Source organism: Corynebacterium sp. TAE3-ERU12, from assembly GCF_019209905.1.
Classification (GTDB): domain Bacteria; phylum Actinomycetota; class Actinomycetes; order Mycobacteriales; family Mycobacteriaceae; genus Corynebacterium.
Genome location: NZ_JAHUTM010000001.1, coordinates 1,171,431 through 1,196,547 on the forward strand (window position 1 = coordinate 1,171,431; position 25,117 = coordinate 1,196,547).

24 protein-coding genes are annotated in these 25,117 nt (G+C 61.7%); 21 read left to right on the forward strand and 3 right to left on the reverse strand.

The genetic code is table 11. The annotated features are described in order from the left end of the window. The first annotated feature begins 143 nt into the window (after nt 1-143). From thrS to KRX51_RS05445, 18 genes are all read left to right on the forward strand, one after another. Entirely contained in the window at nt 144-2,132 is a 1,989-nt protein-coding gene (thrS, locus tag KRX51_RS05360; RefSeq protein ID WP_218362291.1) for a threonine--tRNA ligase, read from the forward strand. Next, on the forward strand, nt 2,101-2,676 hold the full coding sequence (locus KRX51_RS05365; protein WP_218361950.1) for an HIT domain-containing protein: 576 nt from the start codon (nt 2,101-2,103) through the stop codon (nt 2,674-2,676). Before thrS ends, KRX51_RS05365 begins: the two co-directional genes overlap by 32 nt. Further along, nucleotides 2,670-3,311 (forward strand): phosphatidylinositol phosphate synthase, encoded by a 642-nt coding sequence (gene pgsA, locus KRX51_RS05370; RefSeq protein ID WP_218361952.1) that lies wholly within the window; start codon nt 2,670-2,672, stop codon nt 3,309-3,311. The genes KRX51_RS05365 and pgsA overlap by 7 nt, the downstream gene beginning before the upstream one ends. Continuing rightward, nucleotides 3,308-4,237, forward strand: a complete 930-nt coding sequence (locus KRX51_RS05375) for a phosphatidylinositol mannoside acyltransferase (RefSeq protein WP_218361954.1) — start codon at nt 3,308-3,310, stop codon at nt 4,235-4,237. The genes pgsA and KRX51_RS05375 overlap by 4 nt, the downstream gene beginning before the upstream one ends. Further along, entirely contained in the window at nt 4,237-5,394 is a 1,158-nt protein-coding gene (locus KRX51_RS05380) for a glycosyltransferase family 4 protein (RefSeq protein WP_218361955.1), read from the forward strand. Before KRX51_RS05375 ends, KRX51_RS05380 begins: the two co-directional genes overlap by 1 nt. Further along, on the forward strand, nt 5,391-5,885 hold the full coding sequence (locus KRX51_RS05385; RefSeq protein ID WP_218361956.1) for an NUDIX hydrolase: 495 nt from the start codon (nt 5,391-5,393) through the stop codon (nt 5,883-5,885). The genes KRX51_RS05380 and KRX51_RS05385 overlap by 4 nt, the downstream gene beginning before the upstream one ends. A 200-nt stretch (nt 5,886-6,085) precedes the next feature. After that, the gene (gene pdxS, locus KRX51_RS05390) at nt 6,086-6,988 is read left to right on the forward strand and encodes a pyridoxal 5'-phosphate synthase lyase subunit PdxS (protein ID WP_218361957.1); all 903 of its coding nucleotides are present in this window, start codon (nt 6,086-6,088) and stop codon (nt 6,986-6,988) included. A gap of 6 nt (nt 6,989-6,994) precedes the next feature. Then, nucleotides 6,995-7,882, forward strand: a complete 888-nt coding sequence (locus KRX51_RS05395; protein WP_218361958.1) for an acyl-CoA thioesterase II — start codon at nt 6,995-6,997, stop codon at nt 7,880-7,882. Next, nucleotides 7,879-8,505: a pyridoxal 5'-phosphate synthase glutaminase subunit PdxT gene (gene pdxT / locus KRX51_RS05400; RefSeq protein WP_218361959.1), complete on the forward strand. Its 627-nt coding sequence runs from the start codon at nt 7,879-7,881 to the stop codon at nt 8,503-8,505. The genes KRX51_RS05395 and pdxT overlap by 4 nt, the downstream gene beginning before the upstream one ends. A 92-nt stretch (nt 8,506-8,597) precedes the next feature. Continuing rightward, complete coding sequence (locus KRX51_RS05405) at nt 8,598-9,353, forward strand: YebC/PmpR family DNA-binding transcriptional regulator (RefSeq protein ID WP_218361960.1); 756 nt, start codon at nt 8,598-8,600, stop codon at nt 9,351-9,353. A 69-nt stretch (nt 9,354-9,422) separates the two neighbouring features. Beyond that, nucleotides 9,423-9,983 carry a crossover junction endodeoxyribonuclease RuvC gene (gene ruvC, locus KRX51_RS05410; RefSeq protein ID WP_218362292.1) on the forward strand — a complete coding sequence of 187 codons (561 nt, stop codon included), beginning with the start codon at nt 9,423-9,425 and terminating at the stop codon, nt 9,981-9,983. Next, nucleotides 9,980-10,594, forward strand: a complete 615-nt coding sequence (gene ruvA / locus KRX51_RS05415; protein ID WP_218361961.1) for a Holliday junction branch migration protein RuvA — start codon at nt 9,980-9,982, stop codon at nt 10,592-10,594. Before ruvC ends, ruvA begins: the two co-directional genes overlap by 4 nt. 20 nt (nt 10,595-10,614) lie before the next feature. Further along, on the forward strand, nt 10,615-11,700 hold the full coding sequence (gene ruvB / locus KRX51_RS05420) for a Holliday junction branch migration DNA helicase RuvB (protein WP_218361963.1): 1,086 nt from the start codon (nt 10,615-10,617) through the stop codon (nt 11,698-11,700). 81 nt (nt 11,701-11,781) lie between these two features. Next, nucleotides 11,782-12,138: a preprotein translocase subunit YajC gene (gene yajC / locus KRX51_RS05425; protein WP_218361965.1), complete on the forward strand. Its 357-nt coding sequence runs from the start codon at nt 11,782-11,784 to the stop codon at nt 12,136-12,138. A gap of 69 nt (nt 12,139-12,207) precedes the next feature. After that, on the forward strand, nt 12,208-14,121 hold the full coding sequence (gene secD, locus KRX51_RS05430; RefSeq protein WP_255549382.1) for a protein translocase subunit SecD: 1,914 nt from the start codon (nt 12,208-12,210) through the stop codon (nt 14,119-14,121). Continuing rightward, entirely contained in the window at nt 14,118-15,299 is a 1,182-nt protein-coding gene (gene secF, locus KRX51_RS05435; protein ID WP_218361966.1) for a protein translocase subunit SecF, read from the forward strand. Before secD ends, secF begins: the two co-directional genes overlap by 4 nt. Nucleotides 15,300-15,361: 62 nt before the next feature. Next, nucleotides 15,362-15,943, forward strand: a complete 582-nt coding sequence (locus tag KRX51_RS05440; protein WP_218361967.1) for an adenine phosphoribosyltransferase — start codon at nt 15,362-15,364, stop codon at nt 15,941-15,943. Next, nucleotides 15,943-18,204: a bifunctional (p)ppGpp synthetase/guanosine-3',5'-bis(diphosphate) 3'-pyrophosphohydrolase gene (locus KRX51_RS05445; protein ID WP_218362294.1), complete on the forward strand. Its 2,262-nt coding sequence runs from the start codon at nt 15,943-15,945 to the stop codon at nt 18,202-18,204. Before KRX51_RS05440 ends, KRX51_RS05445 begins: the two co-directional genes overlap by 1 nt. 123 nt (nt 18,205-18,327) lie before the next feature. Here the strand turns inward: KRX51_RS05445 and KRX51_RS05450 are convergent, their stop codons facing one another. Further along, a complete protein-coding gene (locus tag KRX51_RS05450) occupies nt 18,328-19,173 on the reverse strand; it encodes a peptidylprolyl isomerase (protein ID WP_218361968.1) in 846 nt (281 codons plus the stop codon). Between the two features lie 114 nt (nt 19,174-19,287). Here KRX51_RS05450 and KRX51_RS05455 point away from each other — a divergent pair, with 114 nt between their 5' ends. Both KRX51_RS05455 and hisS read left to right on the forward strand, forming a co-directional pair. Continuing rightward, complete coding sequence (locus tag KRX51_RS05455) at nt 19,288-19,962, forward strand: MBL fold metallo-hydrolase (RefSeq protein WP_218361969.1); 675 nt, start codon at nt 19,288-19,290, stop codon at nt 19,960-19,962. Between the two features lie 19 nt (nt 19,963-19,981). Next, a complete protein-coding gene (hisS, locus tag KRX51_RS05460; protein WP_218361970.1) occupies nt 19,982-21,274 on the forward strand; it encodes a histidine--tRNA ligase in 1,293 nt (430 codons plus the stop codon). 10 nt (nt 21,275-21,284) lie between these two features. Here hisS and KRX51_RS05465 read toward each other — a convergent pair whose 3' ends face one another. Continuing rightward, a complete protein-coding gene (locus tag KRX51_RS05465; protein WP_218361971.1) occupies nt 21,285-22,586 on the reverse strand; it encodes an L-serine ammonia-lyase, iron-sulfur-dependent, subunit alpha in 1,302 nt (433 codons plus the stop codon). A 101-nt stretch (nt 22,587-22,687) separates the two neighbouring features. Between KRX51_RS05465 and KRX51_RS05470 the strand changes: the two genes are divergently transcribed. Next, nucleotides 22,688-23,650 (forward strand): S1 family peptidase, encoded by a 963-nt coding sequence (locus KRX51_RS05470; RefSeq protein ID WP_218361972.1) that lies wholly within the window; start codon nt 22,688-22,690, stop codon nt 23,648-23,650. Nucleotides 23,651-23,657: 7 nt separating this feature from the next. On the opposite strand, the gene KRX51_RS05475 is transcribed toward KRX51_RS05470, so the two are convergent. After that, nucleotides 23,658-25,109 carry a nucleobase:cation symporter-2 family protein gene (locus KRX51_RS05475; RefSeq protein ID WP_218361973.1) on the reverse strand — a complete coding sequence of 484 codons (1,452 nt, stop codon included), beginning with the start codon at nt 25,107-25,109 and terminating at the stop codon, nt 23,658-23,660. Nucleotides 25,110-25,117: the final 8 nt, after the last annotated feature.

Here is a 25,117-nt window from a genome sequence, read left to right on the forward strand (position 1 = left end):
TAGGGGGTAAGGTAATTGCGGTCCACGGCAGTCGCCAGGTATGCGGCTGCCGTACGAAAAAGCTAAGGAGCCCATCTGTGACCTCCCCATCCGCCCCCGCAACCACTTTTGCTGTCCCCGCCGGAACTCCGGCCGGTGCCGCGATGCGTGAGCTGGAACTGCCCAATAAGGGACCTGAGGCGATCGTTTGTATCCGGGATGCCTCGGGCCAGCTTCGTGATCTGGCGTGGACTCCGGAGTCCGACGAGACCGTCACTGCGGTGGCAGCCAACACCGAAGATGGCCGTTCGGTTATCCGGCACTCCTGTGCGCATGTGATGGCCCAGGCAGTGCAGCGGGAATTTCCGGGCACCAAGCTGGGTATCGGCCCGGCCATTGCTAATGGCTTCTACTACGATTTCGATGCCGATGAGCCCTTCACCCCTGAGGATCTGTCGAAGATCGAAAAGCGGATGAAGAAGATCATCAAGTCCGGCCAGAAATTCGAGCGCCGCGTTTTCAGCGATTCCGAGGCGGCCTGCACTGAGCTTGCCGACGAGCCGTACAAGATTGAGCTCATCGCCGATAAGGGGTCGGTGGACCCGGAGTCGGATGAGGCGACCGAGATTGGCAGCGGTGAGCTAACCGGCTACTACAACATCAATCCACGCACTGGAGATGTTGATTGGTTTGACCTGTGTCGCGGCCCGCATGTGCCGACGACGAAGTACATTCCGGCTTTTAAGCTGACTCGGTCCTCGGCGGCGTACTGGCGCGGAGATCAGTCCAATGCCGGCTTGCAGCGTATCTACGGTACGGCCTGGGAGTCGAAGGAAGCCCAGGAGGAGTACCTGGAGATGCTTCGCGAAGCCGAAAAGCGGGATCACCGTAAGCTCGGCGCGGAACTGGACCTGTTTAGCTTCCCCGACGAGATCGGCTCGGGTTTCCCGGTGTTCCACCCCGATGGCGGCACAATCCGGTTGGAGATGGAGCAGCATTCCCGGCAGCGTCATATCGCTGCTGGCTACAGCTTCGTCAACACCCCGCACATCACCAAGGGAGACCTTTTCGCCACCTCGGGTCACTTGGATTTCTATGCCGACGGCATGTTCCCGCCGATGAAGCTGGACGGGGAGACCGACGACGAGGGCAATGTCACCAAGCAGGCGCAGGATTACTACGCCAAGCCGATGAACTGCCCGATGCACAACCTGATCTATTCCTCGCGGGGCCGTTCCTACCGTGAATTGCCGTTGCGCTTATTCGAGTTCGGTACTGTGTACCGCTACGAGAAGTCCGGTGTGATCCACGGTCTGACCCGCGCGCGTGGCTTCACTCAGGATGATGCGCATATCTACTGCACTGAGGACCAGCTCGAGCAGGAGCTCACCGATGTGCTGGACTTCATCATCTCGTTGTTGCGTGATTATGGCTTGGATGATTTCTATCTCGAGCTGTCCACCAAGGACGAGGGCAAGTTCGTTGGTTCGGACGAGATCTGGGAGCGTTCTACCGAGATCTTGCAGCGCGTTGCCGACGCCTCTGGCCTGGAGCTGGTCCCGGACCCGGGTGGGGCTGCTTTCTACGGCCCGAAGATTTCGGTGCAGGCCCGAGACGCCATTGGGCGTACCTGGCAGATGTCTACTGTGCAGCTGGACTTTAACCTGCCGGAACGCTTCGACTTGCAGTACACCGCCTCTGATGGTTCCAAGAAGCAGCCAATCATGATTCACCGTGCGCTGTTTGGTTCCATTGAGCGCTTCTTCGGCGTGCTGTTGGAGCACTACGCCGGTGCGTTCCCCGCTTGGCTTGCCCCGCACCAGGTGGTGGGTATTCCGGTTGCCGATGAGTTCATTCCGCATTTGGAGCAGGTCGCCAAGCAGCTGCGTGCGCAGGGGGTGCGTGCCGAGGTCGATACCGCTGATGACCGCATGCAGAAGAAGATCCGTACCCACACCACCGGCAAGGTTCCGTTTATGCTGCTTGCAGGCGGCCGCGATGTGGAAGCCAATGCGGTGAGCTTCCGTTTCCTTGATGGTTCCCAGGTCAACGGGGTGCCCATTGATGAGGCGGTGCGGATTATCAGCACCTGGATCCGCGAGCGCAATAACACCCAACCGAATGGAGAGGCCATTGCAGCACGGCGGTCCTGACGGCACGTTCGCCGATTTCGGTGCGGGTGTTCCCGACCGACTTGAGCGCCTGTGGGCGCCATATCGGATGAACTATATCGCCTCCAATGCTAATACCGACACCGCTGGTGAGCGGGTGAATCCTTTTACCCGCATACCCGCGATGTCCGATGAGGAAGCCCTCATCATTGCGCGAGGCGAGTTGGTGTACTGCCTGCTTAACCTGTTCCCGTACAACTCTGGGCACCTCATGGTGGTGCCGTACCGCGAGGTCGCCAATCTGGAAGACCTCACCGAGGCGGAAACAGCGGAATTGATGGCTTTTGGCCAGGAGGCTATCCGCACGCTGAAGCGAGTGAGCCACCCACATGCTGTCAATGTGGGTTTTAACCTGGGGCGCGCTGCCGGTGGTTCGGTAAGCGAGCATCTCCATATGCATGTCGTTCCGCGCTGGGCGGGCGACGCTAATTTCATGACGGTGCTGGGCGACACCAAGGTGTTGCCGCAGTTGTTACGTGAGACGCGGCAGCTGCTGGCTGATGCGTGGGGGAGGGACGAATGTTAAGCGCGAAAGGCCGCAAGCCCGTTCGTGGTCTTATCGAACCTTTGGCTAAAACGGCCACGGCAGCGGGGCTAAGCCCGAATGCGGTGACGGTGATCGGCACTCTTGCCGCGATTGCGATCTCGGTGAGTCTTATCCCGACGGGGCATTTATTCCTCGCGGCGGTACTTGCTGGTCTGTTCACTGCTTTCGACATGGTCGATGGCACGATGGCCCGGCTGCGTGGTGGCGGTACTCGTTTCGGCGCTGTGCTCGACGCCAGCTGTGACCGCATTACCGACGGCGCGTTGTTTTTGTCCATCCTGTGGTGGCTGATCTATAGCCATGACGCGCCGTGGTGGTTGCTGATGGCGTGCATGGTGGTCATCGTTGGTTCCCAGGTGACTTCGTATGTGAAGGCCCGCGCCGAGGCATCTGGGTTCCATGTCGATGGTGGTTTGGTGGAGCGGCCTGAGCGGCTCATTATCGGCCTGGTTGGTGTGGGTTTTGAGGGCCTTGGGGTGCCGTATGCCATCGAGGTTTCGCTGAGTGTATTGGCCATCGGTTCGGTTATTACCGTGGTGCAGCGATTGATGATGGTCGCCCAGGACGAACGCGGCAGTGAGCATATTGCCCCGCCGGCAGGGGCTGAGCAATGAGGTTTCCGCATTTTCCCCGCACCCGCGAGGACATTGCGGCGATTGGTTATGTGCTCGGCTGGAAGGTAGTGGGCCTGCTGCCGCAGAAGCCGGTGCTGGCGGCGGCGATGTGGGCTGCAGACCGGGCGGCACGTGGTGGCCCGGATGGCCGGGGTCCGTTGCAATTGCGCAAGAATCTGGCGCGCGTTATTGGGGCTCCGGTTGCCGATGTTCCCGATGGTTTGGTGCGCGCCTCGATGCGTTCCTATCTGCGGTATTGGGTGGAGGCTTTCCGCTTACCGCGGATGGTGGGCCCTGAGTTTTGTGCCGCTTTGGACCGTGGGACCACTGGCGCGGAGTATCTTGATGCCTCCCTCGCCCGCGGTAAAGGTGTGGTCCTTGTCGTAACTCATTCTGGTAATTGGGATGCGGCCGGTACGTGGCTGAACCATCACACCGGTGGGGATTTCTGGACTGTGGCTGAGCGGTTAAAGCCAGAGTCGCTCTATGAAGCTTTCGTCGAATACCGGGAGAGCCTGGGCTTCCATGTCCTCCCGTTGACCGGTGGTGGCGATATCGTCGCTCAGCTGCGGGCTGTGCTTTCCGACGGTGGCATCGTGTGCTTGCTCGGTGACCGTGACTTCGGCGGCAATGGTGTGCCGGTGACATTTTTCGGCGAGCAGACCACAATGCCCGCCGGCCCGGCAAAACTGGCGGTGGATACTGATTGTGCGCTGCATGTGTGTCATGTCAGCTATCCGGGGCCGGGGCGTTGGGCTTTGAATATTCACCCGCCGATTGAGGTGGCCGGGCGTAGTGTGCCCGATATTGTCACCGAACAAGCCCGTTACCTAGAAGCTGATATTGCAGCTCATCCCGCTGATTGGCATATGCTGCAGCCGATTTGGCCCGCAGATCGCCGCAAGAAACGGCAGGAGAGTAACTAATGCGCATCGGCATGGTGTGTCCGTACTCCTTCGATGTTCCCGGCGGTGTGCAAGCCCACGCCATTGACCTTTGTGCGGAATTGCGCCGCCGTGGCCATGAGGTTTCTCTGATTGGTCCGGCAAGTAAGAACGCTGAGGTGCCTGATTTCGTGGTGCGCGGGGGAGCGGCAGTGCCGATTCCTTATAACGGTTCTGTTGCTCGCCTGGCTTTTGGCCCCCTTACGGCCTGGCGCGTACGCCGGTGGATCTCCGGCGGTGATTTCGACGTGGTGCATATCCACGAACCGAATTCGCCGAGTTTTTCCATGCTCGCCGCCGCCCAGGCTTTAGGCCCGCTGGTAGCGACCTACCACTCCGCAGCTACTCGCTCTTTGGTGCTGAAAGTGGCGCTGCCGGTGTTGCGTCCGGTCTTGGAGCGCATCCGTGGCGGCATCGCGGTGTCCGATATTGCGCGGCGCTGGCAGGTCGAGCAGCTCGGCGGAGACCCGGTGCTCATCCCCAATGGTGTCCGCGTCGCCGACTATGAGACGTCGAAGACCCTGGCTGATCCGGATACGGCAGCAGCAGCCGGGGTGGGGCCAGCCGAGCCCAGCACAGTGCGTTTGGTGTTCTTAGGCCGCTTCGATGAGCCGCGGAAAGGCCTTCCGGTATTGCTGAAGGCCTTACCGGAAATTCGGCGGGAAGTCGGCGACGTAGAGGTCATCATCGTCGGTGATGGCGATGTTGCCGCCGCCCGCAAACGTGCCGGCGACCATGCCGAGGTGCTGCGGTTCGTCGGGCGTGTTTCTGACCAGGCGAAGTCGGCGATCTTGGCTTCGGCTGATGTGTATATCGCCCCGCAGAAGGGCGGCGAGAGTTTCGGAATTGTCCTGGTTGAGGCGATGGCCGCGGGTGCTGCTGTGGTGGCCAGCGATCTTGATGCGTTCAACCTTGTGCTCAACCATGGCCAGTATGGGGTGTCTTTCCGCAATGGGGATAGCCGCGATCTGGCGTCGAAGGTCATTGCCTTAGTCCGCGACCCACAACGTCGGCAAGCACTTATTGAGGCTGCGCACCAGCGGGCTTGGGAGTACGACTGGTCAGCGATTGCCGATAAGGTGCTTCAGGTCTACGAAACTGTGCGCGCTCCTGGGGAGAAAGTGGTGATTGGGCGATGATTGAACTTCCGGTATGGGTACTGTTCCTGGCAATTGTGGTGGTCATTGCTGTTATCGCCGGCGTGTTGGCCTCAGCTGCCGCGCAACGGCTCAACCGCATGCATGTGCGGTGCGACTTGGCCCGGGCCTCACTTGAGGCGGCACTTGGCAGGCGCGCTGCGGTGGCCCGTGCGGCATACCCGGAGCTGGGCCAGCTTGTGCAGTCCGCGGAATCCCAGCCGCTCACCGCTGCTGATCCGGGGTTGCGGGCCGATGCAGAAAACCGCCTGACCGCAGCTATTGAGGATATTGCGCCTGAGCGCACCGATGAACTCAGTCCTGCTGTGGTCCGTGAGCTCAATGAGGCACGGGTGCGCGTGGATTTGGCGCGTCGGTTCTATAACGAGGCCGTCACCGATACCCGGGCGCTGCGCAGGAGGCCGATGGTGAAGTATTTCCGGCTTGCCGGCACTGCACCGCGACCGCAGTATTTCGACGCAGCTGCCCGCTAGTGTGCGGCGACTATCACCTGGGTAACACGCCTTCTACCAGCATGTTAGCCATAAATATAGACAGAGCATTCCGCTTTTGGGGACCCGGCGATAAAGTCTTAGCAGCATTACCTCTATCATGGCTTGGTACCTCCGGCGCAGATGCGTAGCCCACACCATCACTCCAGCGCCGGACACGATGTGAACAGGGAGAACACTCGTTGACCACTACTGATAACACCGCCGGACAGGGCACCGCACGCGTGAAGCGCGGCCTCGCCGAAATGCTCAAGGGCGGCGTCATTATGGACGTCGTCACCCCGGAGCAGGCCCGGATCGCTGAAGACTCCGGCGCCACCGCAGTGATGGCCCTAGAGCGCGTCCCCGCCGATATTCGCGCCCAGGGCGGTATCTCTCGCATGTCCGACCCGGACATGATCCAGGGCATTATCGACGCCGTTTCCATCCCCGTGATGGCGAAGTCACGCATCGGCCACTTCGTTGAGGCCCAGGTGCTCGCCAGCCTTGGCGTGGACTTCATCGACGAGTCCGAGGTGCTCAGCCCCGCCGACTACGCCAACCACATCGATAAGTTCGATTTCACCGTGCCTTTCGTCTGTGGTGCCACCAACCTCGGCGAAGCACTGCGCCGCATTAATGAGGGCGCTGCGATGATCCGCTCCAAGGGCGAAGCCGGCACCGGCGATGTCTCCAATGCGGTTACCCACATGCGCACCATCCGCGCCGAAATTAACCGCCTGAAGTCGATGGCCCCCGACGAGCTTTATGTCGCCGCGAAGGAACTCCAGGCGCCTTATGAGCTTGTCCGTGAGGTCGCCGAGAACGGCAAACTCCCGGTGGTGCTGTTCACCGCCGGCGGTATCGCCACTCCGGCTGATGCCGCGATGATGATGCAGCTTGGTGCCGAGGGCGTCTTCGTCGGCTCCGGCATCTTCAAGTCCGGCGATCCGGCTAAGCGCGCTGCGGCTATTGTGCGCGCCACCCAGAACTTCGACGACCCAGAGACCATCGCTGAGGTCTCCCGCGGCCTGGGTGAGGCAATGGTTGGCCTCAATGTCGATGACCTGCCGGTCTCGCACCGTCTCGCAGAGCGCGGCTGGTAAGACGCGATGGCCGAAATCCAGCGGGTACTCGACCTAGAGCGCATTGACCGCGATATTTTTCGCGGCCCGGTTATTGAATCGGTGCTGCAGCGCACCTTCGGTGGCCAGGTCGCCGCGCAGGCTCTGGTAGCTGCTACCCGAAGCGTCGGCGAGGGCTATGCCGTGCACTCCCTGCATGGCTACTTCGTCGGCCCTGGTCGGCCTCATATGCCGACGACATTTGTCGTCGACCGGGTCCGTGACGGCCGCTCCTTCTGCTTCCGCCATGTCAAGGGCGTCCAGGATGGCCGCACGATTTTCTCGATGCAGGCGAGTTTCCACCGCATCGGCGATACCGGAATTGAGCATTCCGACATCATGCGGACCGTGCCGGACCCTGAGGATGTTGTCCTGGACACGTCTAATATGACCGAGACCCGGAAATTGCTGCTCCGGGAATGGGCTGATTGGGATATTCGCGTCGTCGAGCCGGACCGTTACGAGCACAATAAGTACACCGCCTCCCAACAGGTGGTGTGGTTCCGGTGTCGTGAGGATCTTCCCGACGACCCGACTTTCCACGTGTGCACCCTGGCGTATATGTCTGACATGACGCTGCTGTCCTCAGCGCTGGTTCCGCACCCCGGTGTGGAGGTGCAGGAGGCAAGCCTTGACCACGCGATGTGGTTTTTGCGGCCCTTCCGCGCTGATGATTGGTTGCTCTATGACCAGGTTTCCCCGTCGGGACACGCTGGTAGGGCCTTAACTCATGGCCGGATTTTTAACCGCCAAGGCGATCTTGTCGCAGTGGTGACGCAGGAAGGCCTGACCCGCCATCTCACGCCGGGCGTGGAGCCCATCCCTAAGGCGAAAACCCCACCCTCATTCGATAAGCCCCCGGAGAACGCAGATTGAGTACCCCGCTGATTGGCATCTTGTCGCTGCAAGGCGGCGTCGCCGAGCACCAGCGCGTGTTGGACTCGCTTAAGGTAGCGCACCGACTTGTTCGCAAACCCGCTGATCTTGATGGCCTTGATGGGCTGATTTTTCCTGGCGGCGAGTCGACGACGATGTCGCACCTGCTGGTCACTGAGTCGATGTTTGACCCCGTCAGGGAGGCTTTGCGCGCAGGTCTGCCGGCTTTTGGCACCTGCGCGGGCATGATTTTGCTTGCCGACGAGGTCCTCGATACCCGCGCCGATGCGGTGAGCTTCGGTGTGTTGCCGGTGACGGTGCGGCGCAATGCTTTTGGCCGCCAGGCGCAGTCCTTCGAGGCTGACCTCGACATGGTGGGTTTCGACGAGCCGGTGCATGCGGTATTTATTCGTGCCCCGCAGGTTGAGATCGCCGATGATGAGGTGGAGGTGCTGGCTCGGGTTCCCGAAGGCCACGGTGACCATTCCGGCGCTGTTGTTGCGGTGCGCTGCGGCAATATCTTGGCGACGAGTTTTCACCCGGAGTGCCAGCCGGGGGAGACCCGCCTGCACGAGTACTTCGTCACCGAGTGCGTCGGCGGCGCAGTCGGCACACAGGCGTAAAGCTGGGGTTGTCGGCCCGCTATAGTGGGCAAAGATTTTAGGGCGGTTCCGCCTCGTTACTGAACGCAATAATTAGGGAGTTGGTTCTACCAATGTCCGGGCACTCAAAATGGGCAACAACGAAGCATAAGAAGGCCGCTAATGACGCCAAGCGCGGCAAGCAGTTCGCTCGCTTGGTGAAGAATATTGAGGTCGCCGCCCGTACCGGCGGTGGCGACCCGGCGGCCAACCCGACGCTGTACGACGCCATCCAGAAGGCGAAGAAGCTGTCGGTGCCCAATGACAATATTGAACGTGCCCGCAAGCGCGGCTCCGGTGAGGAAGCCGGCGGTGCGGACTGGCAGACCATCATGTACGAGGGCTATGGCCCCGGCGGTGTGGCCATGCTGGTGGAGTGCCTCACCGATAACCGCAACCGTGCCGCCTCTGAGGTGCGCTCCCGCGTCACCAAGGCCGGCGGTTCGATGGGCGACCCGGGCTCGGTTGCCTACATGTTCACCCGCAAGGGCGTTGTTGTGGCCCCGAAAAACGATCAGGAGCCCGACGATATCCTGCTGCTGGTGATCGATGCCGGTGCCGAAGAGGTCAACGACCTGGGCGAGAAAATTGAGATCGTCTCCGATCTGCCGGATTTGATGAATGTCCGCAACGTACTCAAGGACGAGGGCATTGATTATGACTCGGCGGAACCGGATTACCGCGCTTCGGTCGAGGTACCGCTGGATGCCAATGGTGCTCGGAAGATGATGCGCCTCATCGATTCTCTTGAGGACTCCGATGATGTGCAGAATATCTACACCAATATGGACATCTCTGATGAGGTGCTCGCTGAGCTCGACGAGGACTAAAGCAAACACCTGTTCGGATGATCTGGTAGAAAGAACCATGTGAGCACCTCCAGTTCATCCGTCCGCGTCATGGGCGTTGACCCTGGCCTGACCCGCTGTGGCTTTTCGATAGCCGACGGCGGCTCCGGCCGGAAGGTCACGCCCATTGCTGTTGGTGTGGCCCGCACCCCCTCTGACTTGCCGTTGGAAGAACGCCTGTTGCGGCTATCCAACGCCGCCGAGGAATGGATGGATCGGTATGACCCGGATGTTGTCGCCATGGAGCGCGTATTCGAGCGCGGCAATGTCTCCACGGTCATTCACACCGCCCACGGTGTCGGCGCCATTATGGTCGCCGCCGCTAGACGCGGGCTAGCGATCCACGAGTACACCCCGTCGGAAGTGAAGAAGGCACTCACCGGCAATGGCCGGGCTGATAAAGCGCAGATGACCACGATGGTCACCCGCATTCTCGGCTTGAGTGAGCCACCAAAGCCAGCCGATGCTGCCGACGCTTTGGCCCTGGCGATCTGTCACTGTTGGCGTGCCCCACACTTAGCCCGCCAGCGTGCGGCCACCGGTGGGCGGAACCGTCTGGAAGAACTGCACCGCAAGGCCAATTCGGTCAGTCGAGAAAGGAACCTGCCGTGATTGCATCGCTGCGCGGAGAGGTCATTGATAAAAACCTCACCACGGCCGTCATCGAATGTGCCGGGGTAGGGCATCTGGTTCATGCCACCCCACGTACCCTCGCCACCCTCAGCCGCGGCGCGGAGGCGTTCTTGCTGACCACACTTGTGGTGCGGGAGGACTCCATGACTCTCTATGGGTTCGCCACCTCCGATGAGCGGCGCATGTTTGATGTGCTGCAGTCGGTGAGCAAACTGGGCCCCCGCATGGCCATGTCCATTCTGGAGGTGCTTGACCCTTCCGAGATCGCTACTGCGGTGGCCCGAGAAGACGCGAAAACTCTTGCGCGCGCCAATGGGGTAGGTGTGCGGATGGCCAACCGGATGGTGGTGGAACTCGCCGAAAAGGTCGATGAGTTCGCTGTTGCGCCAAGCCCTGCCGCCGATATTGCCGACGTGACCAATCTTGCTGCCCCGGCAGCGGATATTGACCAGGTTGTGGAAGCTCTGGTCGGCCTTGGCTTTAATGCCAGCGAGGCAGAAAGCGCTGCCACCCAGGCCGCCGGTGCTAATAGTCAGGCCGATACCTCCACAGTGCTGCGTGCTGCCTTAAAGGTACTGGGCCGTTCCTAGCCGGATAGGGTGAATTCATCATGAGTGATATCGAGCGCACCGAGTTCAATATCGGCAATACCTCGGCGCCACCGCGAGGCTCCAGCAGCAGCGACGAGCGCACTGTGGACCCGGTTGCTCAAGCTGTGGAGGAAAGCGCCGAACTTAATCTGCGGCCGAAGTCGCTCACGGAGTTCATTGGCCAGCCGAAGGTCTGTGGCCAGCTAGATCTGGTGCTCGCTGGGGCCCGCAGCCGTGGTGTAGCGCCCGACCATATCCTGCTTTCCGGCCCGCCTGGTCTGGGTAAAACCACTATGGCGATGATCATCGCCCAAGAGCTTGGTTCTTCGCTGCGCATGACCTCCGGCCCGGCCCTAGAACGCGCTGGCGACTTGGCTGCGATGTTGTCGAACCTTATGGAGGGCGATGTGCTCTTCATTGATGAGATCCACCGTATTGCCCGGCCCGCTGAGGAAATGCTGTACATGGCAATGGAGGATTTCCGCATCGACGTGATCGTCGGCAAGGGCCCGGGAGCTACCTCTATCCCACTAGAAATCCCGCCGTTTACGCTGGTGGCAGCTACGACACGGTCCGGTATGCTCACTGGCCCGCTGCGGGACCGTTTCGGTTTCACCGCCCAGATGGAGTTCTACGCCACCGACGACCTCACTGAGGTCGTCACCCGCGCCGCTGGGATTCTTGGTGTTGAGATTGACCATGATGCCGCAGTAGAGATCGCCTCTCGCTCTCGTGGCACTCCGCGTATCGCCAACCGTTTGCTGCGCCGCGTGCGTGACTTCGCTGATGTACACGCCGGGGGAGTCATCGACCTCGGTGCTGCCCGGGCGGCGCTGGTGGTTTTCGACGTCGATGAGGCCGGGCTGGACCGCCTAGACCGCGCGGTGCTCAATGCCCTTATCCGCGGCCATGGCGGCGGCCCTGTCGGTGTGGGGTCACTGGCGCTTGCTGTTGGTGAGGAACCCGGCACTGTTGAGGAAGTGTGCGAACCGTATTTGGTGCGCGCCGGTTTTGTGGCACGCACCTCGCGTGGCCGGATCGCCACCGCCGCGGCGTGGCGGCACCTTGGTTTAGAACCGCCCGAGGGCACGATGGGGTTGTTTTAGGCGCTGTGTCTGCCATGAACGGGGCGGCACGCGGGTAGCCCCCGCCGCACCGATGCGACCGGGCCGTTACACTCGACCGTCATGGACCCGATTCTTCTCATTATCCTCATGGTGTTGCTACTGGCCTTGCCGGCGTGGCAGACCTATAAGCAGAACAAGCGCATCCGCGAGATCCGGGATATGCAGTCCCGCGTCGCCCCCGGCCACCGCGTGCAGACCGGTGCTGGCTGCCACGGCACTGTCGTTGCTTGCGATGAGACCACCGTCGAGCTGCAGATCGCCGAGGGTGTCGTCACTACCTGGGAACGCGCCGCGATTATGCGCAACCTCACCCTGGAGGATGTGGAGCGCCAGAAGGCCGCTGAGGCCGAGCAGGCTGCACAACCTGAGCAGACGCAGCAGCCGGAACAGGCCGACACCCACCCCGACGAGAAGTAAATTCGTCGCAGGGTAATCCTCTGCTTTTCAACCATCCACTTTCGACCTACTCCCGGCAGGAGCTTTGTCTTGGCCACCTCCAAGCGCCGCCGCGGCACAACCGCCGCACGCCCGAAATGGGCACTTGCCATTTTCGGCATCATCCTGGTGTTCACCTACGCATTGGTGCTGTTCACCGGCGACCGCAATCTCACCCCGAAGCTCGGTATTGACCTACAGGGCGGTACCCGCGTCACCCTGGTTCCGCAGGGCCAAGAACCCTCCCAGGAACAGTTAGAACAGGCCCGACGCATCCTGGAAAACCGTGTGAACGGTATGGGTGTCTCCGGCGCTGAAGTCGTCACCGACGGCAATACCCTGGTCATTACTGTGCCCGGTTCGGATTCGCAGGAGGCGCGCCAGGTTGGCCAGACCTCCAAGCTGTACTTCCGCCCGGTCATGCAGCCGCAATCACCGGCTGTTGACGAGATGGAATCCCGGGTCGAAGAGGTCGCCAACCAGTGGGTTGCCGCCGGCATCATCACCCCGGAGCAAGCCAATAAAGAAATGAAAGAGCTCGCGGATAATCTCAACGAGACTCTGAAACAGCAGCGCGAGCAGTTTAAGGAAGCCGACCCCGAGGCTGAACTGCCCCCGGATTTAGCCCGCGATGAGGCCAAGCCCGGCAAGGTCACGGCAAAGCCCCCGAAGAAGGCAGCGAACTCCATCGAGCGCGCCGACCTGCGTAAGCAAGCCCATGAGACTTTGCTGCAGACCCGGCAGTCCGACGACCCGACCACGCTTTTCGCTGCGGCTGCCCTGATGCAGTGTGAAAACCCCGAGGCTGTCGACCCGCTTGGTGGCGGCGATGACCCGGCTAAGCCGCTGGTGACCTGTGACCCGGATGCTTCTGGCCGGGCGATGCTGCTCGCCCCGGCGCCCCTGCTGAAGGGGGAGAAGGAAGGCGGCAAGCGCCTTTCCGGTGACGCTATTGACACCAACTCGCCCATCACTGGCGGCTTGAACCAGGACAGTGGCCAAATGGAGGTCAGCTTCCGGTTTAAGTCCGATAACGGCAGCACCGGTGCCGCCACCTGGACGGACCTGACTACCGAGTACCTGCAGCAGCAGATCGCCATTGTGTTGGACTCCCAGGTCATCTCTGCGCCGGTGATTCGTTCGGCAACCCCGGTCGGTTCGGCTACTGCCATTACCGGTGACTTCACCTCTGAAGAAGCCCAGGCGTTGGCTAATAACTTGCGCTATGGCGCTTTGCCGCTGAGCTTTGCCGGCAAGGACGGCGAGCGCGGTGGCACTGCAACGACCATCCCGGCAAGCCTTGGTGCGGCCTCCCTGCAGGCCGGTCTGCTGGCCGCGTTGATCGGCATTGTGCTCATCGTCTGCTACGCACTGCTGCTGTACCGGGCACTGGGCGCTATCTCGGTGGTGTCGTTGGCCGCCTCCGGCGCAATGGTCTATGGCGTGCTTATCTTGCTGGGCCGCTGGATTGGCTACAGCCTGGATCTTGCCGGTATCGCCGGCATTGTGATCTCGATTGGTACGACTGCGGACTCGTTCATTGTGTTCTTCGAGCGCATCAAGGATGAGATCCGGGATGGCCGCACGTTCCGTTCGGCTGTGCCGCACGCTTGGCGCCGCGCTAAGCGCACCATCTGGTCGGGTAACTTCGTGTCGATTATCGCGGCCGTGGTGCTCTACATCCTGGCCGTGGGCGATGTGAAGGGCTTTGCCTTCACCCTTGGTTTGTCGACCACATTCGACATCATCACCGCCTTCTTGGTCACCGCACCGCTGGTGATCATGGCGTCGCGCAAACCAGCGATGGCAAAGCCGTCGATGAATGGCTTCGGTTCGGTGATGGATTTGGCCCGCAAGCGTGGGGCTGTGGCGCCGCCGGAGCACTCCAGCGTCACCGACCGCTATGACACTGCCGATGAACCCACCGTCGGCACCGCTACTAAGACCGAGGGGAGCCAGCGATGAGCGAGGCCACTACCCGCACCCCCGTGGCACCTGCCACCGACGACACCGCTCATGAAGGTGGTGTGCTGTGGCGCCTCTACAGCGGCGCTGGCGGCATTAATATCATTGGCCGTTCGAAGCTGTGGTTCTCCATCGCAGCTGGTGTCGTAGTCGTCGCCTTATTGGCGATGGTTATCCGCGGTTTCACCCTCGGCATTGATTTCGAGGGCGGCACCCGTATGACGATGCCTGCCGAGGGCACCTCCATTGAGCGGGCCGAGGAGATCTTCACGGAGGCCACCGGCACTGAACCCGAGCAGGTCCAGATTGTTGGTTCCGGTGAGGGCCGCGTGCTTGAGATCACCTCGGAGCGTATCGACGAAACCCAGATCGCTACAGCCCGCGAGGAGCTCTACACCGCCTTCGAGCCCAAGGACGCGTCCGGCCAGGAATCCCCGGACGCTATCGGTGATTCCACCGTGTCGGAGTCCTGGGGTAGCTCGATTACCGAACGCATGCTGCTGGCCGCTGCGGTGTTCCTGGTGCTGGTATTCGCCTATATCACCTTCCGTTTCGAACGCGATATGGCCATCGCCGCCATTGCCTGTCTGGCCCTTGATGGCGTGGTGATTATGGGCGTGTACTCGTTGACTGGCCTGGAGGTCACTCCCGCCACCGTCATTGGTTTGCTGACTGTGTTGGCGTTCTCCCTTTATGACACGGTCGTGATTTTCGACAAGGTGGAGGAGAACACTGCTGGGTTTAAGCAGTCCACGCGCCGCACTTATGGCGAGCTGGTGAACCTGGCGGTGAATCAGTCTGTGATGCGCTCGATTAACACCACTATTTCCACCTTGCTGCCGGTGGCTTCGCTGCTGGTGATTGCGGTGTGGGCACTGGGTGTGGGCACCTTGGCGGACCTGGCGGTGATCCAGTTCATCGGCATTATCCAGGGCACATTCTCCTCGATTCTGTTCGCTTCGCCGTTGCTGGTGGCGCTGAAGGGTATGCAGCGTGATTACCGCAAGCACAATCAGCAGGTGCTGGCGGCCCGCTCGGGTGCTGGCTCTTCCGACGAGGCGGCTGCTTCCGCTGAGGCAGCGCAGGTGCCGGATCAGGCTCATCGTCGCCCCGCTGAGCCTGCCGGTGATGCGAAGGCCAACGGCAGCACCCCGCTGTCCTGGCGCCCGGGGATGTAGGTGCGGGCGGTACGCTAGATGTACTTGCCGCAGCACCCGGATTAGCCGACCTGGAGACACTCGTGACCTACGCCAACGCCCAAGAAGCTTTACGTGAGCTCATCCGGTATGTCCCGGACTTCCCATCCGAGGGCATCTTGTTCGAGGACCTCACTCCGGTGCTTGCCGACGCTGAGGGCTTCCGGTTGGTCATTGATGACCTCGCTGAGGCCATTCGGGCCATGGGTGCCGATGTGATCGCCGGTCTCGACGCCCGGGGTTTCTTGGTCGGCTCGGCGGTGGCCTACTCCCTGGGCACCGGTGTTCTTGCGGTTCGCAAGGAGGGCAAGCTGCCGCCACCGGTGTTTTCGGAGTCCTATCACCTGGAATATGGTGAGGCTGCTCTTGAGGTGCCGGCGTCGGGGATTCCGCTGCAGGGCCGTCGGATAGCCCTGGTGGATGATGTGCTGGCCACCGGCGGCACGATGGGGGCGGCGCGCGCCTTATTGGAAGAGTGTGGCGCCGAGGTCGTCGGTATCGCTTCTGTGCTTGAGGTGCCTGGTTTGAATGGCCGTGAGCATTTTTCTGATGTCACCGTGCATGTGGTGAATAATCCCGATCATGCCGATGGGCACAGCGCACCAGGGGAGAAGGACGGGCAATGATGGCCGACCGCTCTGCGCGACGCTATGGCGCTCGGCTAGCCCGTAGCCTCACCGGGGGCCGCGCCCGTGTCCGGCCTGTGCTGGAACCGTTGGTGGCGATTCACCGGGAGGTGCATCCGCGCGCTGATGTCGGTGAGCTGCAGCGGGCGTATGACACCGCCGAGCGGCTACATGACGGGGTTTTCCGTAAGTCCGGGGAGCCCTACATCACCCACCCGTTGGCGGTTGCCACCATTGCCGCTGAGATCGGCATGGACACCACGACGCTTATTGCGTCGTTGCTGCACGACACCGTTGAGGACACTGACTATTCCATCGAGGACCTGACCAATGATTTCGGTCCCGAAGTCGCCCAACTCGTCGATGGGGTCACCAAGCTCGACAAGGTTGCGCTAGGTTCTGCCGCCGAGGCGGAGACGGTGCGCAAGATGGTTGTGGCCATGTCCCAGGACCCGCGGGTGCTGGTGATTAAGGTGTGCGACCGGCTGCACAATATGCGCACCATGCGGTTTTTGCCGCCGGAGAAACAAGCCAAGAAGGCCCGGGAGACCCTTGAGGTTATTGCTCCGCTGGCGCACCGGCTGGGTATGGCCAGTGTGAAGTGGGAGCTGGAGGATCTGTCCTTCGCGATCCTGTATCCGAAGAAGTATCAGGAGATTGTGCGCCTGGTCGCCGACCGGGCCCCGCAGCGCGATAAGTACCTCAACCAGGTGTGCAGTGAGGTCACGGACTATTTGCGTGGCGAGCATATTGCCGCTGAGGTGCGTGGCCGGCCGAAGCATTACTGGTCGATTTATCAGAAGATGATTGTCCGTGGACACCAGTTCGATGAGATTTTTGATCTGGTCGGCATCCGCATTCTGGTGGACACCACGAAGGATTGCTACGCGGCGATGGGCGCGGTGCATTCCTTGTACCAGCCGATGCCGGGGCGGTTTAAGGACTATATTTCCGCGCCTCGTTTCGGGGTGTACCAGTCCCTGCACATCATTGTTATTGGCCCAGGTGGCAAACCGCTCGAGGTGCAGATTCGTACCCACGAAATGCACTACAACGCCGAATACGGCATCGCGGCGCACTGGCGGTATAAGGAGACCAAGGGGTCGCATTCGGGCTCTGCGCATGAGGTGGAGCAGATGGCGTGGATGCGCCAGTTGCTTGACTGGCAGCGGGAGGCCGCTGACCCCAATGAGTTCCTCGACAATCTGCGCTACGACCTGGCCAGCAATGAGATCTTCGTGTTCACCCCGAAGGGTGATGTGGTGACCTTGCCTGCCGAAGCCACTGCAGTGGACTTCGCCTACGCGGTGCACACCGAGGTCGGGCACCGCTGTATTGGCGCGAAGGTGAACGGAAAACTCGTTGCCCTGGAGTCTTCGCTCAATACCGGCGATCGGGTGGAGATTTTCACTTCTAAGGACGCTCACGCTGGCCCGTCAAAGGACTGGCAGAGCTTTGTGCGCACCCCGCGGGCTAAGGCGAAGATTCGGCAGTGGTTTGCGAAGGAACGCCGCGAGGAGGCCCTTGAGGCCGGCCGGGACGCGTTGGCTGCCGAGGTGCAGCGTGGCGGCATGCCGATGCATCGGCTGTTCACCCCGGAGGGCATGAAGCAGATTGCCCAGGAGCTGCATTACCCGGATGTGGACGCGCTCTATACCGCTATTGGTGAGGGCACGGTAAAGGCTGGGCATGTCACCAAGCGGCTTTTAGCGGAGTTCGGCAGTCGCGATGAGGCCGAGGATCAGCTGGCCGCACGTACCCCCATGTCGAAGCTGCAGAACCCGGCGAAGCGTTCGCGTGCCGACGGTGCGGGCGTGCTGGTCGAGGGTTCAGCGGACATGATGGCCAAATTGGCTAAGTGCTGTACCCCGGTGCCGGGGGATGAGATTTTCGGCTTTGTGACTCGTGGTGGCGGGGTGTCGGTGCATCGCACGGACTGCACAAATGCCCCGAAGCTGCGTGATGAACCACAGCGCAATATTGAGGTGCAGTGGGCCGCAGATTCCACCGGGGCGGTATTTACTGTCACCATCCAGATCGAGGCCTTAGACCGGTATGGCCTGCTATCTGAGATCACGCACACGATCAGTGACCACAAGGTCTCTATCATGTCGACGAGTTCGCATGCCGCCGAGGATCGGGTGGCCACGATGCGTTTTACTTTCGAGGTTTCTGATACCAAGCAGCTAGGCAACGTGATTTCTGCGCTGCGCAAAATCGAGGGCGTCTACGACGTCTTCCGTGTCACCAGCGGCGGCTAGGTAGCTGCGCACAAGCCGTCGGCAGCACAGACCCAGCACCACAGCGCAGCAGATCCTCAAGCGCCCCGGTTGCGGTAACTATCACCGCAGCCGGGGCGCTTTATTGGTTATCTGGGGCAGGCGTTACTTGACGGTGACGCCGGTAATGCGGACCTCTTCCTTCGGGGTCTCACTGCCTTCTTCGGTGCCCTTGTCGGCAACACCCTTAACGGTCTGCAAGCCCTCATCGCTCATCATGCCGAGCACGCTGTAGGACGGGGGCAGGGTGCCATCGGCGTAGTTCAGGAAGAACTGGGAGCCGTTGGTATTCGGGCCGGAGTTGGCCATAGCGATAGAACCCTCGGGGTAGATGACCTGCTGGGCGGCGCCGTTATCGGCCTCGTCGACGGGGTACTCGTCGGCAAAGCTGTAGCCGGGGCCGCCGGTGCCGTTACCGGCCGGGTCGCCGCACTGCAGCACGAAGATGCCGCCCTCGGTCAGGCGGTGGCAGATCACGTCGTCATAGAAGCCGGACTCGGCCAGGTGCACCACGGAGTTAACCGCGCAGGGGGATAGGGCGCGGTCGAGTTCCATCGGGATCTCACCTGCGGTTGTCTGCAGCGTCACAGTGACCGTGCCGGTGGCGGGCACATCAGTTCCCGATGGGAGGTCAACGTCTTTCACGCCGTCTCCGGTATCGGTGTAGTCACAGGTGACGGTCTCGCCCAGGGGTTGTGCGCGCTTCATCGCCAGGGGAGTCGCGTCCTGCGGTTCGGGGGTTTGTTCGGCGGCGGTGGTGTCCACATCGGTGGCCTCATCTTCGCTGCCCCAGGTGGTCAGCACCCAGATGCCGCCACCAATGACGGCGAGGATCGCCAAGGTTGCCAGCACAACGCCGAGCGGCTTGGTTTTCTCCGCGCGCTCGCGCCGGTGCAGTTCCCGGTCGAGTTCTTTCATCGCGTCCTTGCGGCGCTGCTTATTATCGGCCACGGTGTGCCGCCTTCCCATCACGTTGGCAATATCAGGTGCCCATTATGCCTGGCCGGTTTCGGCGTTGCGGTAAAGAGGCTTATCTGCCATGTCGCGCCGGTAGCATCGGGCGGCATGGAGATTATTGGTTTTGTTGCTGGCCCCTTGGGCACGAATTGCTATGTGGTGCTGGGCAATCCCGCCCACCCGGGTGGGCCGCGGCCGTGTCTCATTATCGATCCGGGGATGCAGGCTGCTGCGCAGGTGAAGCAGATCGTCGCCGAGCATAATGCGACGCCGGTGGCGGTGGTGCTCACGCATGGTCATATTGACCACACGCGCGACGCCCCGGGCTTGGCCAATGATTTCGACATCCCGGTCTATCTGCATGATGATGACCGGTTCATGTTCGACGATCCCATGGTCGGTGCGCCCATGGGCCTGGATCGGATGTTTGATGTGGCCGCGATGCCCTCGGCGAAGCAGGTGCGGCATTTGCCGCATGGCACGTCGTTAAGCCTGGCTGGTATTGATTTCCACCTCAGTCACGCCCCGGGTCACTCACCGGGCAGTGTGTTGTTGCGGGTCGACGACCCGGCCCAGCCGGTGCTGTTTTCTGGCGATGTGCTGTTTGCTGGTTCGATTGGCCGCACGGATCTGCCTGGTTCCAGCCCGCAGCAGATGATGGCGTCATTGCGGGATCAGGTGCTGCCGCTTGCCGACGGGCTGCGCGTGCTGCCGGGCCACGGCCCTGAGACGACCATGGCCGCTGAGCGTGCCACCAACCCGTTCCTGGCCCAGATTCGTTAGCCCGGTAAGGTCAACCATCGTGAGCGAGAAGAAGCAGAAGCCCAAGGCCTTTTCCGCACCTAAGGGTGTGCCTGACTACGTGCCGCCGGCCTCGCGTGAGTTCGAGGCTGTTCGCGATACCTGGCGCAACCATGCCCGCACTGCGGGCTATGAGCATATCGAGCTGCCGATTTTTGAGGACACCGGCTTATTCGCCCGTGGTGTGGGTGAGTCCACTGATGTGGTGTCGAAGGAGATGTACACCTTCGCTGACCGTGGTGACCGTTCGGTGACGCTGCGCCCGGAAGGCACCGCTGGTGTGATGCGTTCGGTCATTGAGCACAATCTTGACCGGGGCCAGTTGCCGGTGAAGTTGTCCTATGCGGGCCCATTTTTCCGTTACGAGCGCCCGCAGGCGGGCCGTTACCGTCAGTTGCAGCAGTTCGGTATCGAAGCCATTGGTGTGGATGACCCGGCTTTGGATGCCGAGGTGATCGCTGTGGCCGAGGCGTGTTTCCGGGGGATTGGTCTTACTGGTTACCGCCTGGAGCTGACCAGTCTTGGTGATGATTCCTGCCGCCCGGCTTATCGGCAGAAGCTGCAGGATTACCTCTTTGGTCTTCCTTTGGATGCGGAGACCCGCCGTCGCGCGGAGCTCAACCCGCTGCGGGTGTTGGACGATAAGCGCCCCGAGGTACAAGAGATGCTTGCCGACGCACCCCTGATGCGCGATCACCTCTCTGCCGAGTGCGCGGAGCATTTCGACACGGTGACGGGCCTTTTGGACGATATGGGCATCGATTACGTCATCAACCCGCGCATGGTGCGTGGGCTGGATTACTACACCAAGACCTGTTTTGAGTTTGTTCATGATGGGCTTGGCGCGCAGTCCGGTATCGGCGGCGGTGGCCGTTATGACGGCCTGATGGCTGAGCTGGGCGGCCAGGAACTATCCGGGATCGGTTTCGGCCTCGGCGTGGATCGGGCGTTGCTTGCGCTAGAAGCAGAACAGAAGACAGTCGGTGCGCAGGGGCGCGTTGATGTTTATGGCGTAGCCCTTGGCCAGGCGGCGCAACACAGGATGGGTGTGCTCGTACACCAGTTGCGCCAGGCCGGTATCCGTACCGATATGTCCTATGGCGGGCGTGGGCTTAAGGGCGCGATGAAGGGCGCTAATCGCGCCGGCGCCCGATTCGCTTTGGTGCTTGGCGACGCGGAACTCGATGCGGAACAGGTGCAGGTCAAAGACCTTGCCACCGGAGAACAGAACCCGGTTGCCTTTGCCGAGCTGGTCAGCACCTTAGCCGGTGCGCTGGGCGCCGGGCAGGCTTAACGACGAGTGCTTAGCCGGCGCACACATGCTGCCGGTTCGAATTGTCAGCGATGACGTCGTCAAGGCGAATATGGTGCGGCCCGGCTGGTCGCAACGCCAGCCGGGCGGCTTCAACGGCGCTGGCTGCGGCGGCTTCAGCTATCCCGGTGGTTGTGGTGTCAATACCTGCGTCGGGGTGCAGCAGCTGATCCAGGGCCAGCCCGGCGGCATTATCGACCTGGGTGGGGGAGCCGCCAAGAATTTCGCACAGGCCAGCCGCAGCCATCGCCGCACCCAGCCCGTAGTCGACCTCTGGGGCCAGCGGCAGCCCGCTATCGCGGTGCATATCGGCTTCGGCGAAGACCTGGCCAATGGCGCCGGCTGCGAAGAGGAACTGGTGCACGGTCTCTCGGGTGAAGAAGGTTATCCGGTCCATGGCATGGTGCAGCACCGCAGGCACCGGGGCTGCGGCTGTTCCCGTGGGGGCGGCGACAACGCGACACCCAGCCTGGGCATATTCGGCCACCGCCAAGCTGTACAGCACCAGCCAGTTATCGGCCGCGGGGGAGATACCCCGGGCGGTGGGGTTCTTTTTTCGCTGGGCTAGTAGTTCATCCAGGCGGGCCGGCGCCCGGCGGTTCGTCAGCCGCTGTGGCCCCACAGATCCGCGACTAAGACCTGCGGCGACACTGTCGCGCATAATGTCCCACACCTGGTCCAGGTGTGCTGGCGCGGCGTCGGGGTCCTGGTGGAAGGTTGCTTCATTGTGGGCGGCGACCTCAGCCACCGTCATATTGTGCTGGACTGCGTGTGCGACAAGTTCTGTCGTGGTGGAAAACTCGTACGGCACCGCGGTGTGGTGCTGCCAATTAGCAACAACCTGACCGCCAGGCAGGATGCGGTAGGTGATGGCTGGGGCGCTGCCGGTGGTGCCCGCCGCCTGGTTCGCCTGGTCGACATACCGCATGGTGATTGTTGCCGGGCCGGGGTCTGGCCTGGCCGCGTCGTCGGCATTGCTGTGCATGCGGCAGCTGAAATTCCCGGCCGCGCCGGTGATGGTGTGGGTCATGCCAAGGCGCGGTCCGGTGGTCTCGAATGCGCCGGGCGACACCATCTGGGCATCTGTGCCAGATAGTCCCAGCATGATTGCGCGGGTCACTATCGGGCGGGCCGCACGCGCCGTCAGGGCACCGCCGAGTTCGATATCGACCAGGACCCCTGGTTGGGGTTCAGTTGCAGCAGCGAAGCGCTGTGCCGCGCGCATCGGGCCCACGCTGAACACGAAGCGGGGGCCAGGACCGACCGCGAAAATATCGACGACACTTAAACGCATAATTGCACCCTAGAGCGCCCGGGTTGACCCAGAGTTTCTCTAGTGTTTCGGCATTGTGACACACCTCATGTTCTCCGATGAGATCTGGCACTATGGCGGCCATGAACCAGTACCCGCAATACCCCAATCCCGCGCCGGGACACGGTGGTAATGCGGGCTACGGGCAGTACAGCCAGCCCGGGCAGTACAACCACCCTGGCTACCACAACCAGCCCGGTGCGCAGCCATACCTCGCCCCGAGTCCACCTCAGATGGTGCCGCACGGCGGCGGAGCTGGGAAAAAGAACACCAACTCGAATCTCATGGTGACCTTGCTAGGGATCACCGGCGCCGTGTTGATCTGTATCGCCGGGCTTTGGGCTGTGCTGGACTCGCAACAATCTTCGCCGCTGCCGGTACCAGCTGCGGACTACCAGGTTGCGGCCTTCGGTGCCGGGCCGGGCACGGAGTTCTTCGTCGCGGAAAAAGATTCCGCATGCACCTTGGGTTTCGCCGCCCGGGACGCAGAAGGCCAGCAGGGTTTCATCACGGCAAGCCATTGCGGCCTGGTCGGCGATGAAGTCACGGTCAAAGATGAGAACGGCCTTCTACGCCCCATTGGGGTTTTCACCATCAGTGAGGCCAATGTTGACCCCGCCAGCATCAAAGACCGCCCCTATGAGCCAGAGGAAATCTTTGACCTGGCTTTTATCCGGCTCTATGACCAAACCCTGCCCATCGAACGCACTATTGCCGAGATCGACGCGGCACCAGCATCAGTAGCTGTAGTCGACGACATCCCACCCGAGCAGGGCACCCAACTGTGCTTCATCGGGCGCACCACCGGTCGTAGTTGCGGCACCGTGCAGGGCTTTACCGGGTGGAATGGGCCTTCCGACGTGGGTTTTGATGCATCATCCCAACACGGCGACAGCGGGGCCCCGGTGTTTTGGGCGCGACCTGATGGCTCCTTAGCTGCTGTGGGTGTGCTCTCGCTTGGTACAGAAGACGGCACCCTGAGTTTCGCAGAGTTGCTCAACAGTTCCGATGCCCAATCCCTGGGGTTAACAGTGCTGCTGCCCTAGAGCCGGGTCAGTCTTCACTATCGGAGACCCGGCGGGAGCCGTGCGGGTGGTCGCCGAAGCCATCATTATTCGCGTCGTTGAGGTTGAGCTCACCACGGAACGAGTCATGGGCGGTGGGCTTGGCCGAAACGGGGGCACGACTACCGGTGTTGAACATGAGGTTGAGCACAATGGCGGCAACCGAACCGATCACGATGCCGGAGCTGAGGAAAGTCTGCGCCCACGCCGGCATGGAGCTGAACAAGTCCGGGGAGACTGCGGGCAGCAAACCCAGCCCGACGGGGATAGCGACGACAAGGATATTCGACTCGGTGAACTGCACCTTCGACAAGGTGCGCACACCAGAGGCGGCAACCATGCCGAATAGGGCCAGCCCAGCGCCACCGAGCACCGGCGCGGGGATGGCTGCAATAATCGCCGCGGTCTTCGGGATGAGCCCCAGCACGATCAGCATGCCGCCGGCTGCGGCGGTCACCCAGCGTGACTTCACACCAGTAATCGACAGCACGCCGATATTCTGGGCAAATGCCGTGTACTGGAAGGTATTGAAAACACCGCCGAGCACCGTGGCGGCACCGTCGGCACGCAACGTATCGGCAATGCGGCGATCGTCGACGTCAGTATCGGTGATCTCGCCGATGGCCAGAACATCACCGGTGGCCTCAACCATGGTCACCAAGGACACAATGCACATTGCCAGCACAGCAGCCGGAATGAACGTCGGAAGGCCAAAGTAGAACGGGGTGGTAAGTCCCAGCAGGGGAGTATCGGCGGTCTCGGACCAATCCACCATGCCCAGCGGAATGCACACCACCAGGCCAGTGAGCATGCCGACGAGTACGGCGATCCGGGAGAGCCACTCCGGGCCGTAGCGCTCAATGAGCAAGATGAGGACGAGCACAAACATCGCAATGGCCAGGTTCTGTACCGTGCCGTATTCCTCAGTTCCCTTCACAGCGGCGCCGCCACCAATCCAGTCGGCGGCAACAGGCATCAAGGTGGTGCCGATAATGAGCAGCACAGTGCCGGTGACCAGCGGCGGGAATAGGCGCAATAGTGACGCAAAGAGCGGGGCGAAGATGATGATGAATAGGCCCGAGGCAATCACTGAGCCGTAGATGGCGGGCACACCGTAGGTGCCGCCGATGGTGACCATCGGGATCGCCGCGGAGAACGTACAGCCTTGGATCAGTGGTAGGCGCACACCGAAGCGCCAGATCCCGACGGACTGCACAATGGTCGCGATACCTGCGACGAAGAGATCCGCAGCGATGAGGTGGGGGATATCGCTGGGTTGCATCCGCCCGGCGTCGACAAGGGCCCAGCCGACGAACAGCGGCACAGCCACTGCGCCAGCATAGGCAGCGAGCACATGCTGGAAACCCAACAGGAGCACGCGGGCATGGCCCGGATATTCATTAACGGGGTGGACAGCCGTTGGCTGCGAAGACGCACTCATTGGGCACA